Origin of the sequence: Agrobacterium sp. El2ro-1b (assembly GCF_048298475.1) — a bacterium.
Lineage (GTDB): Bacteria > Pseudomonadota > Alphaproteobacteria > Rhizobiales > Rhizobiaceae > Agrobacterium > Agrobacterium fabrum.
The window spans coordinates 2,643,196-2,657,500 of sequence record NZ_CP103458.1 but is presented as its reverse complement, the minus strand read 5'-3'; the positions used below and the strand labels follow the sequence as shown (position 1 = coordinate 2,657,500).

Below are 14,305 nucleotides of genomic sequence, written 5' to 3'. Positions count from 1 at the left end.
TCGGCGAACCCTGGCCTGACGTCAGTGATGCGGCGCTGCTTGCACGGCTGGAGGAATGGTTCGTTCCTTTTCAGAACGGTGCCCGCAGCCTTCAGGACATCCGGCCCGGCAGCCTCTCAGAGGGTATCCAGTCGCTGGTGCCGCATGAGGTGGCGCGAGATCTCGGCCGGTTGGCACCGACGCATTTCGAAGCGCCGACGGGTCAGCGGCACCCCATCCGTTACGACGCCAGCGAACCGACGCTTTCCATTCGCGTACAGGAGCTTTTCGGACTGAAGGCCCACCCCGCCATTGCGCAGGGGCGCTTGCCGCTCGTCTTGGAATTGACCTCGCCGGCGCACAGGCCGATACAGACGACACGCGATCTTCCCGGTTTCTGGACGGGTTCGTGGAAGGATGTGCGGGCGGATATGCGTGGGCGGTATCCGCGCCATCCCTGGCCGGAGGATCCGGCCTCGGCCCCACCGACCAGCCGTGCGAAACCGCGCGGGACGTGACCATGATAAAAAGGGTAAAGGAGAAGACGGTGGCTGGCCATCCGATCGAAACCACGAGGCTTGGCCGCGCCAGCCGCAGGATAAGGTTGCAGACCATCATCTGGCTGCGCTGGCTGGCGGTGGCCGGACAGACGGCGACGATCCTGTTTGTCGCTTTCGCGCTGAATTTCCCCCTGCCGCTTCTCGCCTGCGGACTTCTCATCGCGGCGCTGGCGCTTGCCAATCTGTTTCTCACCGCCCGTTTTCCCTCCACCTATCGTCTGGAGCCCTGGGAAGCGACATTGCTGCTGGCCTTCGACCTGCTGCAACTGACGGCGCTAATCTATATCACCGGTGGACTTTCCAATCCCTTCGCGCCGCTGATCTGCGTGCAGGTCATCATCGCCTTCGCCTCGCAGCCGCTTCGGCACTCGCTCATCCTGCTCGGCTTTGCCGTCATCTGCTCCACGGCGATCGCCTTTTCGCCTTTTCCTGTTCCCTGGTACCCCGACGAGGTTTTGCCGATCCAGCTTCTGCTGCATGTCGGCACCTGGGTTGCGATCATCGCCACAACCTCGTTTGCGGCCTTCTATGCGTACCGCGTTTCACATGAGGCCAATCAGCTGGCTGATGCGCTGGCGGCAACGGAGCTGGTGCTGGAGCGGGAAAAACACCTTTCCCAGCTCGACGGGCTGGCTGCGGCTGCGGCGCATGAGCTCGGTACGCCGCTTGCGACAATCAGCGTCGTTGCCAAGGAAATGGAACGGGAACTGGGGCATGATGAGAAATACGGCGAAGACATAGCGCTGCTGCGCAGCCAGAGCGAAAGATGCCGCGATATTCTGCGCCGGCTCACTTCGCTTTCCACTGATGATGAGGAGCATATGAGCCGCCTGCCGCTTTCCTCGCTGATCGAGGAGGTGATGGCGCCTCATCGCGAGTTCGGCATTCGCCTGGAACTGGTGGAAAAGACTGGCCGTGCCGAGGAGCCGGTCGGTATCCGCAACGCCGGCATTATCTACGGGCTGGGCAACCTCATCGAAAATGCCGTGGACTATGCGCGCGAGAAGGTGACCGTGACGGTGGATCACGATGCCCAGAACGTCGCCGTCATCATAGAGGATGACGGGCCGGGTTATGCCCATGACGTGCTTGCCCGTATCGGCGAGCCCTATGTGACCGAACGTCACAATGATACGCGCGCCGGCGGGCTTGGCCTTGGGCTTTTCATCGCCAAGACCTTGCTGGAGCGTTCCGGCGCGGCTGTTACCTTTGAAAATCGCGCATCAAGCAAAAGCGGGGCGCGGGTCACAATCGTCTGGCCTCGGGCGCTGATGGACGATAAAAGAAGCCGTTGACTTTACCATCCACGTTGAAGCGGCGATAAGAAGAAGAAAATCAAGCCGATGAAGTTGCCGGAAGGCCGGAAACATGAAGATTGAAGACCAGACCCCAGCCACCAGCGAACCGGTGGACGATATCGATCCGATCGGACCCGACAGATCGCTGCTGATCGTCGACGATGACGGCCCGTTTCTGCGCCGGCTTGCCCGGGCCATGGAAACACGCGGCTTTGCCGTCGATACTGCCGAGACGGTGAGCGAGGGCATTGCCCGCTCCAAGGCCGCGCCGCCGAAATATGCGGTTGTCGATCTCAGACTTGATGACGGCAACGGGCTGGAAGTGATCGAAGCCATCAGGCAGAACCGGGACGATACACAGATCGTCGTTTTGACCGGCTACGGCAATATTGCCACGGCCGTGACCGCCGTGAAGCTCGGTGCGCTGGACTATTTGGCCAAACCCGCCGATGCGGACGATGTCTTTAATGCCCTGACACAGCGCAAGGGTGAAAAGACCGAGGTTCCCGAAAACCCGATGTCGGCAGACCGCGTGCGCTGGGAGCATATTCAGCGGGTTTATGAAATGTGTGAGCGCAATGTTTCGGAAACGGCGCGTCGGCTCAATATGCATCGGCGCACCCTGCAGCGCATTCTCGCGAAACGCGCTCCGAAGTGAAGCATTTCCAGTAAAAGTGCGCAGCGGTTTTACGTCCGGATAATGGGCTGGAACCGACCGCTATTCCCCGAAGCTGCGCCCGGTCGTCCATTCGGCCAACATAAGCCGGGTTGCAGCGGTTCTTGAAAAATCCAGCATTACCGATTTGCGGGTCGCCGGCGGCAATCTGTGCTCCGGCGCATCGCGCAGCATATGGGCGCCATAGCCATCCGAGAGGATCAGCCCGCATTCCTCAGGGAATATGTCGGTCGGAACTTCCGGATGAGTGGCGAAAAACAGCCGGTCGCAATGCAGGCGATAGTCCGGCCATTTGCGATCGATACGGAAATCCTCGATCGAGGATTTGATTTCGATGATCCAGATTTCACCCTTGGCCGACAGGCTGATGAGATCGGCTCTACGTCCGCTCGCAAGCGGCAGTTCCGGCAGAACCGAATGGCGCATCTCATGCAACAGCACCTGTACGCCGCGACGCACAAGCATCGCCTTGTCCGACTGGCGGCCGTCGATTAACGGATTATTGTTGGTAAAGGAAAGAATAGTCATGGATAAAGGCTGCTGAAGCGTTTGGCCTATTGTTGCAAAAAGGCAATCAACCGGCAATTTTAAAGGCGTTGCCGTTTCGCGGCTGCACAATGGCTTGCCAAGTGCGACTTAATGGAAAATAACCGATTTATCCAATTAAGCCTACTCCTTCGCACAATTTGGCGAATTTTCCGCGAGAACGACATGCGCATCCGCACCCCATTGACCCTACTCGGTCTGACGGCAGCACTGGCACTGGCCGGCTGCGCCGAGACGACTTCCCAATCCTCCGCTCCGACCTCCGGCAAGATCGCGGCGTCAGTACCGGTTGCTGACCCTGTTCCGGCGAAGGTCGAAACGGTCCAGATTTTCAACGATGCCTACGGTCCCGTGACCGATGCGGGTTATGCGCTGCCGGCCATTCCGATCAATCGCGTGAATGAGAAGTACCGCCGCCAGATCGTCGAGTTCCAGACATCCGAGCGTCCCGGCACCATCATCGTCAATACGCGCGATCGTTACCTCTATTATATCATGTCCGGTAACCGCGCTGTGCGTTACGGCATCGGCGTCGGCAAGGCAGGTTTTGCCTGGGCCGGTGAAGCCTATGTGGCCTGGAAGCAGGAATGGCCGATGTGGCATCCGCCGAAGGAAATGGCCGACCGCAAGCCGGAAGTGGCGAAATATGTCGAGGCGGGCATGGGTCCGGGCCTTTCCAACCCGCTCGGCGCACGCGCCATGTATCTCTTCAACGAAAAGGGACAGGATACGCTGTTCCGCATCCATGGTTCGCCCGAATGGGCTTCGATCGGCACCGCTGCCTCTTCCGGCTGCATCCGCATGATCAACCAGGATGTGATCGATCTCTATAGCCGCGTGCGCCCCGGCCGCAGCACCAAGGTCGTCGTGATCCAGTAAGGGGTACACCAGATCAAGAAAAAGCCGCCGAGGATTTTCCCGGCGGCTTTTTTTATGGAAGCGCCAGAGCATTTCCGGCGAAAACGGGATCACCTGCAATGCTCTATCCCTTTGTTTTTGCAGAATTTCCGGACGCAAAGGCGCGACGCACTTTTACTGGGAATACCAGGCGGCCGCTTCAGCCCGCCTGCTTTGCTTTCAGCTCCAGACGGCGGCGGTGCAGAACCGGTTCGGTGTAGCCGTTCGGCTGTTCACGGCCCTTCAGCACCAGCTCGACAGCAGCCTGGAAAGCCACCGATCCATCGAAATCCGATGCCATCGGCAGATAGGCCGGATCGCCGGCATTCTGCGTGTCCACGACGGCGGCCATGCGCTTCATGGTCTCGATGATCTGGGCCTCAGTCACCACGCCGTGGCGCAGCCAGTTCGCCATGTGCTGCGCGGAAATGCGCAGCGTGGCGCGGTCCTCCATCAGGCCGACATTGTTGATGTCAGGCACCTTGGAGCAGCCGACGCCCTGATCGACCCAGCGCACGACATAACCGAGAATGCCCTGGGCGTTATTATCAAGCTCGCGCTGGATTTCCTCCGGCGTCCAGTTGGGACGCGGTGCGACCGGCACCGACAGGATATCCGAAAGCTTTGCGCGACGACGGTTTTTCAGGCCTTCCTGAACGGCTGCAACATCGACCTTGTGGTAATGCGTGGCGTGCAGCGTCGCCGCCGTCGGCGACGGCACCCAGGCGGTATTGGCGCCAGCTTTCGGATGCGCGATCTTCTGCTCCAGCATGGCCGCCATCAGATCCGGCATGGCCCACATGCCCTTGCCGATCTGGGCGTGGCCGGAAAGACCGCATTCGAGGCCGATATCGACGTTCCAGTTTTCATAAGCCGCGATCCATGCGGCCTGTTTCATGTCGCCCTTGCGGATCATCGGGCCCGCTTCCATCGAGGTATGGATTTCGTCGCCGGTGCGATCGAGGAAGCCGGTATTGATGAAGACTACGCGATCCTTCGCCGCGCGAATGCTTTCCTTGAGGTTGACGGTGGTGCGGCGCTCCTCATCCATGATGCCCATTTTCATGGTGTTCGCCGCCATGCCGACGAGGTTCTCTACGCGGGCGAATATCTCGTTGGCGAAAGCAACCTCTTCCGGTCCGTGCATCTTCGGCTTGACGACATACATGGAGCCGGCGCGGGAATTCTGGCGTCGTCCGGACGGGCCGACATCGTAAAGCGCGATCAGCGCCGTGACGACGGCATCCATGATGCCTTCCGGCACCTCGCGGCCATCTCTGTCGAGGATGGCCGGATTGGTCATGAGATGACCGACATTGCGCACCAGCATGAGGGAACGCCCCGGCAGCGTGAGCGCGGAACCATTGGGAGCGGTATAATAACGATCCGGGTTGAGGCGGCGGGTGAAGGTGTTGCCGCCCTTGGAGACGGCTTCCGTCAGATCGCCGCGCATCAGGCCGAGCCAGTTACAATAGACCAGCACCTTGTCTTCGGCATCGACGGCAGCGACCGAATCTTCGCAATCCATGATGGTCGTCAGCGCCGATTCGAGAATGACGTCAGAAATACCTGCTCTGTCGGCCTTGCCGATTTCGGTCGAGGGATCGATGACGATTTCCGTGTGCAGACCATTCTTCCCGAGCAGGATCGTGGCGGGCTTTGCCGCTTCACCGCTGAAACCCTTGAATTGGGCTGCATCCTTGAGGCCAGTCGTGGCAGCACCGATGGCAAGCTGCAACAGGCCGTCAACGATATTGAAGCCTGTGACGTCGGACCAGCTTCCTGTCTCGAGCGGGGCGGATTCATCAAGGAAGTTGCGCGCCCAGGCGATGACCTTGTCGCCACGCTTCGGATTGTAACCCCTGCCCTTTTCCGCACCGTCGGCATCGGAAATGGCGTCCGTGCCGTAGAGCGCATCATAAAGCGAACCCCAGCGGGCATTGGCGGCGTTCAGCGCATAACGCGCATTCATGACGGGAACAACGAGCTGCGGACCGGCGACGACGGCAATTTCCGGGTCGACATTATTGGTTTCGACCTTGAATCCGGGACCTTCGGGCAGCAGGTAGCCGATCTCCTTCAGGAAGGCCTCGTAGGCGTCGAAATCCGAGGGAGCGCCGTTCTCACGGTACCAGCCGTCGATTTTTTCCTGCAGCGCATCGCGCTTGGCGAGCAGCTCACGGTTCTTCGGGGAAAGCTCATGGACGATGGCCGAGAAACCTTCAAAGAAGGTCTCGCTGTCCAGACCTATGCCCGGAAGCACCTCGTCCGTCAAAAAGGCATATAGCCTGTCGTCAATGGAAAGACCGAATTTATCCGTGCGGCTCACATGCGCCTCCTTATATTCTGAAGGCACAGATTGGACGCTGAGGCGGTCGCTCGTCAATTGCGGCAGGCAGCCAAATATTATTTCCGTTTTGGAAACAATATGGCCGATAATCGTCTTTTTCTACAAAAGCGCCTGCAGATCCTTGATGCGGTCATTCACCAGCCAGCCGTAATAATTTTCTTCCGGCAACAGGGGCTGCTCGCCGCCTGCGGCGCGCTGGCGGTTCTTCTGGGCAAGAGCCGCCGCGCGCTGCTGCGAGCCGCCGACATTATAAAGCGTGGAGGTCACACCAGGATTTTTGGAAATATCCATATCGGCAATCGATCGGTAGTCGTCGATCGACTTGCGGATGGAGGCTGCCATGAAGGCGAGCGAACGGTCTGGATCCATGATCGCCGTATAGACGGCAGTGGCATCGTTTTCATCCAGCTTTTCGTAACCGGAGGTTCTCGACACCATGTCGGACAGCATCAGCGCCGTCAGCGGGTTGATCTGGCCGAGGCCGAAGGTCTGGCCGGCATAAAAGGGCTGGAAGAAAACGGCGCTGAAACGGTTGTTCGGATAGGCCACGCCGTCGACAGTCTTACCACGGAAGCTGTCGTCCCAGACATCTTCGCGGCAGTTCCAGAGGCTGTAGGAATCCTTCTTCGCCTGGCATTTGGAAAATTGCGCATGCGTCAGAAACTGCGCAATCGTCTCATCCTTGTAGCCGAAGCGGAAGCTGCTGCCGGCATAAGAGGCCGCCTTGACGTAATAAGACTGCAGCCGGTCATAGGCATCGACATTATAGGTGTGTTCGCCGACGATCGCGCCGACCATATGGATTGGATCGATGCCGTAGCGTCCGGCGGTCGACTTGATCTTGGCGATCAGCGCCTTGTCGGAGGACAAAAGGTCGATCACCTTCTGATATTTGCGTTCGAAAGAGCTGTTGGACGCCTTGGTTCTGCGAGCGGAAGCGCCGGGAACACCCGGCTGTTCGGCATTGCGATTGCCCGGTGGAACAACCGTCGCGGCCTCGACATCAGAAGACGAAACGGCGGAAACCGCCAGAGCCACGGCAAATGCCAGAAGAGTTTTGCGCACGAGCGACTGCCTTTTCTCGAGCCGGCCAATACCGGCATGACAAGCGGGAAAACCGGATCATTCCACGAAAGCGGTTCCAACCGGAATGCAGCCCTTCCCATAAACAAAATGCGGGCTGAATGCGAGATGAGGCAGATAAAATAAAAGAGTGCGGCAAATATGGCCGCACTCTTCTTTCGTTGTCCCTGAAGTCTTCAGAGAATGTAACGCGACAAATCCGTATCGGCGGCGAGATCGCCGACATGTTTTTTGACGTATTCCTGATCGATCTTGACAGCGGAGCCACCACGATCCGGTGCGTTGAATGAAATTTCGTCGAGAACGCGCTCCATCACGGTCTGCAAGCGGCGCGCACCGATGTTTTCGACCGACGAGTTGAGATGAACGGCGACATCAGCCAGCGCATCGATGGCGTCATCGGTGAAATCGAGATCAAGTTCTTCCGTTGCCATCAGCGCCTTGTACTGGCGGATGAGGCTTGCTTCCGTCTCGGTGAGGATACGGCGGAAATCCTCCTTGGTCAGTGGCTTCAATTCGACGCGGATCGGCAGGCGACCCTGAAGCTCCGGCAGAAGATCCGACGGCTTCGCCACATGGAACGCGCCCGATGCGATGAAGAGAACATGGTCGGTTTTGACAGGGCCATATTTCGTCGAAACCGTCGTGCCTTCGACCAGTGGAAGCAGGTCACGCTGCACGCCTTCGCGGGACACGCCGGCGCCCATGCCGCCATCGCGGGCCGCGATCTTGTCGATCTCGTCGAGGAAGACGATGCCGTCATTTTCCACCGACTTTACCGCCTCGCGCTGGATCATTTCATTGTCCAGCAGCTTGTCGGATTCGTCGCGGACAAGATCGGTATAGGATTTCGAGACCGTGGTGCGCACCTTCTTGGTGCGTCCGCCCATGGCCTTGCCGAACATTTCCGACAGGTTCAGCACGCCGATATTGGCGCCCGGCATGCCGGGAATTTCGAAACCGGGCATGCCCGGGCCGCTATCCGCCACCTCGATATCGATTTCCTTGTCGTCCAGTTCGCCATCGCGCAGCTTCTTGCGGAAGTTCTCACGGGTGCCCGGCGATGCCGTTGCGCCCAGCAGTGCGTCAAGCACGCGCTCTTCGGCGCTCTGATGCGCTTTGGCCTGGACTTCGGCGCGCTTCTTTTCGCGCACGAGACCGATACCGATCTCCACCAGATCGCGGATGATCTGCTCGACATCGCGGCCGACATAACCGACTTCGGTGAATTTGGTGGCCTCGACCTTGATGAAAGGCGCGCCGGCCAGCTTGGCGAGGCGGCGGGAAATCTCCGTCTTGCCGACACCGGTCGGCCCGATCATCAGAATGTTTTTTGGCATGACTTCGTCGCGCAGGCTCTCATCAAGCTGCTGGCGGCGCCAGCGGTTGCGCAGTGCAATCGCGACCGCACGTTTCGCATCATGCTGGCCGATGATGTGGCGGTCGAGTTCCGAGACGATCTCCCGGGGAGAAAAAGTGGTCATTCTATCCTCTCGGCTTTCCTGCTCCGGCCGGCCATTCCGGCCCGGCCCACAGGACCCTTGGGTGAGAAACGGGGTGAGCAATTCGCTTATTCGGCGTCGAGCGTTTCAACGACGAGATTATGGTTGGTATAAACGCAGATATCGGCGGCGATATCGAGCGACTGGCGCGCTACCTCTTCGGCCGACTTGTCCGTGTCCATCATGGCGCGGGCGGCGGCGAAGGCATAATTGCCGCCGGAGCCGATGGCGATTGCGCCATGTTCCGGTTCCAACACATCCCCATTACCGGTGATGGCAAGCGTGGTCGATTTATCGGCCACCAGCATCATCGCTTCGAGATTGCGCAGATATTTGTCCGTGCGCCAGTCTTTCGCAAGCTCGACGGCTGCACGCATCAACTGGCCGGGATATTGCTCAAGCTTCTTTTCGAGACGGTCGAGCAGCGTGAAGGCATCCGCCGTCGCACCGGCAAAACCGGCAATCACCTCACCCTTGCCGATACGGCGAACCTTGCGGGCATTGCCTTTCATGACCGTCTGGCCAAGGCTTACCTGCCCGTCGCCAGCCATGACGACCTTGCCGCCCTTCCTGACTGTAATAATTGTTGTCATCAAACACCTGTCTGCCCTGACGGGCCTGGGGTTAACGGGCCGGGACACGGCCCTCTGCGGCTCTATGTAAGTTTGCTTTTCACGATTGCAATCTTCGGGGCGACGCACCGTTTTCGGCGCGTCACGCAAGACGATGGAACAACTGGATATTTGTGTCCCGTGCTGATAAGGAACGGCAACATTTTCACGGAGCGGCCAAAATGGCAGAACGTAAAGGCGAGATTATCCGCAAGACCAACGAAACCTCGGTTTCGGTCCGCGTGGATATCGACGGCACCGGCAAATCGAAAATTTCCACCGGCGTGGGATTTTTCGACCATATGCTGGACCAGCTCAGCCGCCATTCGCTTGTAGACATGGACATCGAAGTTCAGGGTGACCTGCATATCGATGACCACCACACCGTGGAAGATACCGGCATCGCCATCGGCCAGGCAATTGCCAAGGCGCTGGGCGACCGGCGTGGCATTACCCGTTACGCCTCGCTCGATCTGGCCATGGACGAAACGATGACCAAGGCTGCCGTCGATATTTCCGGCAGGCCGTTCCTTGTGTGGAACGTTAATTTCTCCGCGCCGAAGATCGGCACCTTCGATACCGAACTGGTGCGCGAGTTCTTTCAGGCGCTCGCCCAGAATGCCGGCATTACGCTGCATATCCTGAACCATTACGGCGCCAACAACCATCATATCGCCGAAACATGTTTCAAGGCCGTTGCCCGCGTTCTTCGCACGGCAACCGAGATCGACCCCCGGCAGGCAGGCCGCGTTCCCTCGACCAAGGGTATGCTGGCCTGACGCCAAAGCTGTCAGGAAGCCCATGACAAGCTATCTCGTTCTGGAAGCCCCCAACGGGCCGGACAGGGACCATAAGACGACCCGCTTCATTGCAGACCGTTTCGTCTGGCTGGCACTGATTGCGCCCTGGTTATGGCTTGCCGTCAACCGGCTGTGGCTGGCGACGGCTGTCGTTGTCATTGTCACGCTTGTGGCCGGGCAAATCTCAATGTTAGCCGGATTCGAACCTGTCGGCATTCTCCTTGGTTTCGCCGCCGGGCTTATCACGGCGCTGGAGGGACGCAATTTTCTCGTCCGGCACCTGATCCGCAAAGGCTGGACCCTGACCTCAGTCGTTTCCGCCCCTGATCTTTCGAGCGCGGAAGACATATATTTCTCCACTCTCTCCGAAAACACCGATAAGGCGGAACAGTTGTCCCAGCCGGTCTGGACCACTTCTCCGCAAAAGAGCGGCGGCAAAAACTTCATCAACGATCCCGCCGGATCGTTTCTTTTCGACTTGAATGGAAGGCGCTGACATGCGTGTCGCGATTATCGACTACGGTTCGGGCAATCTGCGTTCGGCCACCAAAGCTTTCGAGCGTGCCGCCCGCGAGGCTGGCATCGACGCAACCATCGATCTGACCGACAAGCCGGATCACGTCGCTTCGGCGGACCGCATCGTGCTGCCGGGTGTCGGCGCCTATGCGGATTGCCGTGCCGGCCTCGTTGCCGTTCCCGGCATGCATGAGGCGCTCATTGAAGCCGTGGAGAAAAAAGCCCATCCCTTCCTCGGCATATGTGTCGGCATGCAGCTGATGTCCTCACGCGGGCTGGAAAAGACCGTCAGCACCGGGCTCGGCTGGATCGAAGGTGACGTCGTGGAAATGACGCCGTCCGATCCCACTCTTAAAATCCCGCAGATCGGCTGGAACACGCTGGAAATTCGCCACGCGCACCCGTTGTTCGACGGCATCAAGACCGGCGCGGATGGCCTGCACGCCTATTTCGTGCATTCCTATCATCTGGCGGCCAAGCATTCGACTGACGTCATCGCCACCACCAATTATGGTGGCGCGATGACGGCTTTCGTCGGCCGCGACAACATGGCGGGCGCGCAGTTCCACCCGGAAAAAAGCCAGACGCTCGGCCTCGCCCTGATTTCCAATTTCCTGCGCTGGAAGCCCTAACATGATCCTTTTTCCCGCAATCGATCTCAAAGACGGTGAGTGCGTTCGCCTGAAACTCGGCGATATGGACCAGGCAACCGTCTATAACGAGGACCCCGGTGCGCAGGCGAAGGCCTTCGAGGACCAGGGATTTGAGTGGCTGCATGTCGTTGATCTCAACGGCGCTTTTGCCGGTGAGACAGTCAATGGTGCAGCGGTTGATGCCATTTTGAAATCCACGAAAAACCCGGTGCAGCTGGGCGGCGGTATTCGCACACTCGACCATATCGAGGCTTGGCTCAGCCGCGGGCTTGCCCGCGTCATTCTCGGCACCGTGGCAGTGCGCCATCCGGTGCTGGTTATCGAAGCCTGCAAGCGTTTTCCCGGCCAGGTCGCCGTCGGCATCGACGCCAAAGGCGGTAAGGTTGCCGTGGAAGGCTGGGCGGAAGCCTCCGAACTCGGTGTCATCGAACTGGCCAAACGTTTCGAAGGTGCCGGTGTCGCCGCCATCATCTATACCGATATCGATCGCGACGGCATTCTGGCCGGCATCAACTGGGCCTCAACGCTGGAACTGGCGGATGCCGTGGCGATCCCCGTCATCGCTTCCGGCGGCCTTGCCTCCATCGATGATATCAAGCGCATGCTGCAGCCGGATGCCGCAAAGCTCGAGGGTGCGATTTCAGGCCGTGCGCTTTACGACGGGCGTATCGACCCCACCGAAGCGCTTGGCCTCATCAAGGCCGCGAAGGAGGTACGTGCATGACCCTCAAAGCCCGCATTATTCCCTGCCTCGACGTGAAAGACGGCCGTGTCGTCAAGGGTGTGAACTTCGTCGACCTGATCGATGCCGGCGACCCGGTCGAGGCAGCAAAAGCCTATGATGCGGCCGGAGCGGATGAACTCTGCTTCCTCGACATCACCGCGTCCTCGGACAATCGCGACACCATCTTCGATGTCGTCTCGCGCACTGCGGACCATTGCTTCATGCCGGTAACGGTCGGTGGCGGGGTTCGCAGCGTCGCGGATATTCGCAAGCTGCTTCTGTGCGGCGCCGACAAGGTCTCGATCAACTCCGCAGCCGTCAAGGATCCCGACTTCGTTGCACAGGCGGCCGACAAATTCGGCAACCAGTGCATCGTCGTTTCCATCGACGCCAAGCGGGTTTCCGAAGATAGCGAAGCTGGCCGCTGGGAAATCTTCACCCATGGCGGACGCCAGCCAACTGGCATCGATGCCGTGGAATTCGCCATCAAGATGGTCGAACGGGGTGCCGGCGAATTGCTTGTCACCTCGATGGACCGCGACGGCACCAAGAGCGGTTATGATATCGGCCTGACACGCAGCATTGCCGATCAGGTTCGCGTGCCCGTCATCGCCTCGGGCGGCGTTGGTACGCTTGATGATCTGGTGGCAGGTGTTCGCGATGGCCACGCGACGGCAGTGCTTGCCGCTTCCATCTTCCACTTCGGCACCTATTCGATCGGCGAAGCCAAGAGCTACATGGCCGAACATGGCATTGCCATGCGTCTCGACTGATTGCAGGAACATCCCATGAGCGCATTTTCCCTTTCCGATCTGGAACGCATCGTCGCGAAGCGTGCCGCTGCATCCCCTGATGAATCCTGGACGGCCAAGCTGGTTGCTGCCGGCCAGGAGCGCGCAGCAAAGAAGCTGGGCGAAGAAGCGGTTGAAGCCGTCATCGCTGCCATCGCACAGGATCGCGACGGGCTTAAAAACGAAGCAGCCGACCTGCTTTACCATCTGCTGGTGGTGCTGAAGATCGCCGACATTCCCTTGAGCGATGTTTTTGCCGAGTTGGAGCGCCGCACAGGTCAGACCGGCCTTGCGGAAAAGGCGGCGAGGCCGACACCATGAAGATCGAGGCAGGCAGCGGGGAGAGGGGCATGCCAGGCACACTCGATCATTTTCGTGCGGACGAATATTCGCCCTATCACTTCTTCAGTTCCGAAGAATGGGCCAAATTCCGCGCTGACACGCCACTGACGCTTTCCGCCGATGAGGTGAAGAGGCTGCGATCGCTGGATGACCCCATCGATCTGGATGAAGTGCGGCGCATTTACCTGTCGCTGTCGCGCCTCCTTTCATCGCATGTGGAAGCGTCGCAGCTGCTTTTCGAACAGCGCAACCGCTTTTTGAATATGGGGAATGTCAACAAGACGCCCTTCGTCATCGGCATTGCCGGATCGGTGGCCGTTGGCAAATCGACGACAGCGCGTATCCTGAAAGAGCTTCTGGCCCGCTGGCCTTCCAGCCCCAAGGTCGATCTCATCACCACCGACGGGTTTCTTTACCCGAACGAGGTGCTGCGGCGCGAAAACCTGATGGAGCGCAAGGGCTTTCCGGAAAGCTACGATATCGGCGCGCTGCTGCGTTTTCTTTCGGCGATCAAGGCGGGCCAGCCAAATGTAAAGGCTCCGCGTTATTCGCACCTGACCTATGACGTGTTGCCGAACGAATTCACCGTCATCGACCAGCCGGATATCCTGATCTTCGAAGGCATCAACGTACTGCAATCCCGTGACCTTCCAGCGGGCGGGCGCATCGTGCCGATCGTTTCCGACTTCTTCGATTTCTCGATCTATATCGATGCCGATGAGGATTTCATTCACAACTGGTATGTGAACCGGTTCATGAACCTGAGACAGACCGCCTTCCGCGACCCGAACTCATTCTTCAACCGTTATGCGTCGATCAGCGAAGAGGCGGCGCTCAGCATTGCCGAAGGGCTCTGGCAGAACATCAACCTGAAGAACCTGCGCCAGAACATCGTACCGACGCGCCCGCGTGCCGATCTTATTCTGCGCAAAGGAGAGAACCACCTGATCGATACGGTGGCGCTGCGAAAGCTCTGA

At 59.1% G+C, this 14,305-nt stretch carries 16 protein-coding genes (1 of these 16 cut by a window edge); 11 read left to right on the top strand and 5 right to left on the bottom strand.

Annotated elements, in window-relative coordinates; translation table 11 throughout:
- The 3 genes from hrpB to NYR50_RS12960 form a co-directional block, all read left to right on the top strand.
- A protein-coding gene (hrpB, locus tag NYR50_RS12970) for an ATP-dependent helicase HrpB (RefSeq protein WP_418136213.1) crosses the window boundary here: on the top strand, positions 1 to 497 show its end. Its footprint begins 1,990 nt before the window's first position; 497 of the gene's 2,487 nt are visible here — the last part of the coding sequence; its start codon lies beyond the left edge, outside the window; it ends in the stop codon at positions 495 to 497.
- A 29-nt stretch (positions 498 to 526) separates the two neighbouring features.
- Positions 527 to 1,834 carry a two-component system sensor histidine kinase ActS gene (gene actS, locus NYR50_RS12965; protein ID WP_080812245.1) on the top strand — a complete coding sequence of 436 codons (1,308 nt, stop codon included), beginning with the start codon at positions 527 to 529 and terminating at the stop codon, positions 1,832 to 1,834.
- A 73-nt stretch (positions 1,835 to 1,907) separates the two neighbouring features.
- A complete protein-coding gene (locus NYR50_RS12960) occupies positions 1,908 to 2,495 on the top strand; it encodes an ActR/PrrA/RegA family redox response regulator transcription factor (RefSeq protein WP_418136212.1) in 588 nt (195 codons plus the stop codon).
- 60 nt (positions 2,496 to 2,555) lie between these two features.
- On the opposite strand, the gene NYR50_RS12955 is transcribed toward NYR50_RS12960, so the two are convergent.
- Positions 2,556 to 3,041 (bottom strand): MmcB family DNA repair protein, encoded by a 486-nt coding sequence (locus tag NYR50_RS12955; protein ID WP_418136211.1) that lies wholly within the window; start codon positions 3,039 to 3,041, stop codon positions 2,556 to 2,558.
- A 183-nt stretch (positions 3,042 to 3,224) separates the two neighbouring features.
- Between NYR50_RS12955 and NYR50_RS12950 the strand changes: the two genes are divergently transcribed.
- On the top strand, positions 3,225 to 3,938 hold the full coding sequence (locus NYR50_RS12950) for a L,D-transpeptidase (protein ID WP_418136210.1): 714 nt from the start codon (positions 3,225 to 3,227) through the stop codon (positions 3,936 to 3,938).
- A 178-nt stretch (positions 3,939 to 4,116) separates the two neighbouring features.
- On the opposite strand, the gene NYR50_RS12945 is transcribed toward NYR50_RS12950, so the two are convergent.
- The 4 genes from NYR50_RS12945 to hslV form a co-directional block, all read right to left on the bottom strand.
- On the bottom strand, positions 4,117 to 6,285 hold the full coding sequence (locus tag NYR50_RS12945) for a malate synthase G (RefSeq protein WP_418136209.1): 2,169 nt from the start codon (positions 6,283 to 6,285) through the stop codon (positions 4,117 to 4,119).
- A 120-nt stretch (positions 6,286 to 6,405) separates the two neighbouring features.
- The gene (locus NYR50_RS12940) at positions 6,406 to 7,371 is read right to left on the bottom strand and encodes a DUF1402 family protein (RefSeq protein ID WP_418136208.1); all 966 of its coding nucleotides are present in this window, start codon (positions 7,369 to 7,371) and stop codon (positions 6,406 to 6,408) included.
- 194 nt (positions 7,372 to 7,565) lie between these two features.
- Complete coding sequence (gene hslU / locus NYR50_RS12935; protein WP_418136207.1) at positions 7,566 to 8,873, bottom strand: ATP-dependent protease ATPase subunit HslU; 1,308 nt, start codon at positions 8,871 to 8,873, stop codon at positions 7,566 to 7,568.
- A gap of 86 nt (positions 8,874 to 8,959) precedes the next feature.
- A complete protein-coding gene (gene hslV, locus NYR50_RS12930; RefSeq protein WP_003521197.1) occupies positions 8,960 to 9,484 on the bottom strand; it encodes an ATP-dependent protease subunit HslV in 525 nt (174 codons plus the stop codon).
- A gap of 200 nt (positions 9,485 to 9,684) precedes the next feature.
- Between hslV and hisB the strand changes: the two genes are divergently transcribed.
- From hisB to coaA, 7 genes are read left to right on the top strand one after another with little or no spacing between them, the layout of a single operon-like run.
- Positions 9,685 to 10,281: an imidazoleglycerol-phosphate dehydratase HisB gene (hisB, locus tag NYR50_RS12925; RefSeq protein ID WP_174009562.1), complete on the top strand. Its 597-nt coding sequence runs from the start codon at positions 9,685 to 9,687 to the stop codon at positions 10,279 to 10,281.
- Positions 10,282 to 10,303: 22 nt separating this feature from the next.
- On the top strand, positions 10,304 to 10,798 hold the full coding sequence (locus tag NYR50_RS12920; RefSeq protein WP_418136206.1) for a DUF2628 domain-containing protein: 495 nt from the start codon (positions 10,304 to 10,306) through the stop codon (positions 10,796 to 10,798).
- A 1-nt stretch (position 10,799) separates the two neighbouring features.
- The gene (hisH, locus tag NYR50_RS12915) at positions 10,800 to 11,450 is read left to right on the top strand and encodes an imidazole glycerol phosphate synthase subunit HisH (protein ID WP_418136205.1); all 651 of its coding nucleotides are present in this window, start codon (positions 10,800 to 10,802) and stop codon (positions 11,448 to 11,450) included.
- Between the two features lies 1 nt (position 11,451).
- Positions 11,452 to 12,195: a 1-(5-phosphoribosyl)-5-[(5-phosphoribosylamino)methylideneamino]imidazole-4-carboxamide isomerase gene (hisA, locus tag NYR50_RS12910; RefSeq protein ID WP_418136204.1), complete on the top strand. Its 744-nt coding sequence runs from the start codon at positions 11,452 to 11,454 to the stop codon at positions 12,193 to 12,195.
- A complete protein-coding gene (gene hisF / locus NYR50_RS12905; RefSeq protein ID WP_418136203.1) occupies positions 12,192 to 12,968 on the top strand; it encodes an imidazole glycerol phosphate synthase subunit HisF in 777 nt (258 codons plus the stop codon). Before hisA ends, hisF begins: the two co-directional genes overlap by 4 nt.
- 15 nt (positions 12,969 to 12,983) lie before the next feature.
- Positions 12,984 to 13,307: a phosphoribosyl-ATP diphosphatase gene (locus NYR50_RS12900; protein ID WP_006311110.1), complete on the top strand. Its 324-nt coding sequence runs from the start codon at positions 12,984 to 12,986 to the stop codon at positions 13,305 to 13,307.
- Positions 13,304 to 14,305, top strand: coding sequence for a type I pantothenate kinase (gene coaA, locus NYR50_RS12895; protein WP_006311109.1), 1,002 nt, complete (start codon positions 13,304 to 13,306; stop codon positions 14,303 to 14,305). The genes NYR50_RS12900 and coaA overlap by 4 nt, the downstream gene beginning before the upstream one ends.

Coding starts and splice junctions, on each gene's coding strand:
- hslV (WP_003521197.1), bottom strand. CDS start 9,484: ATGACAACAATTATTACAGTCAGGAAGGGCGGCAAGGTCGTCATGGCT.
- NYR50_RS12900 (WP_006311110.1), top strand. CDS start 12,984: ATGAGCGCATTTTCCCTTTCCGATCTGGAACGCATCGTCGCGAAGCGT.
- hslU (WP_418136207.1), bottom strand. CDS start 8,873: ATGACCACTTTTTCTCCCCGGGAGATCGTCTCGGAACTCGACCGCCAC.
- NYR50_RS12950 (WP_418136210.1), top strand. CDS start 3,225: ATGCGCATCCGCACCCCATTGACCCTACTCGGTCTGACGGCAGCACTG.
- NYR50_RS12960 (WP_418136212.1), top strand. CDS start 1,908: ATGAAGATTGAAGACCAGACCCCAGCCACCAGCGAACCGGTGGACGAT.
- coaA (WP_006311109.1), top strand. CDS start 13,304: ATGAAGATCGAGGCAGGCAGCGGGGAGAGGGGCATGCCAGGCACACTC.
- NYR50_RS12920 (WP_418136206.1), top strand. CDS start 10,304: ATGACAAGCTATCTCGTTCTGGAAGCCCCCAACGGGCCGGACAGGGAC.
- NYR50_RS12955 (WP_418136211.1), bottom strand. CDS start 3,041: ATGACTATTCTTTCCTTTACCAACAATAATCCGTTAATCGACGGCCGC.
- hisB (WP_174009562.1), top strand. CDS start 9,685: ATGGCAGAACGTAAAGGCGAGATTATCCGCAAGACCAACGAAACCTCG.
- hisF (WP_418136203.1), top strand. CDS start 12,192: ATGACCCTCAAAGCCCGCATTATTCCCTGCCTCGACGTGAAAGACGGC.
- hisA (WP_418136204.1), top strand. CDS start 11,452: ATGATCCTTTTTCCCGCAATCGATCTCAAAGACGGTGAGTGCGTTCGC.
- hisH (WP_418136205.1), top strand. CDS start 10,800: ATGCGTGTCGCGATTATCGACTACGGTTCGGGCAATCTGCGTTCGGCC.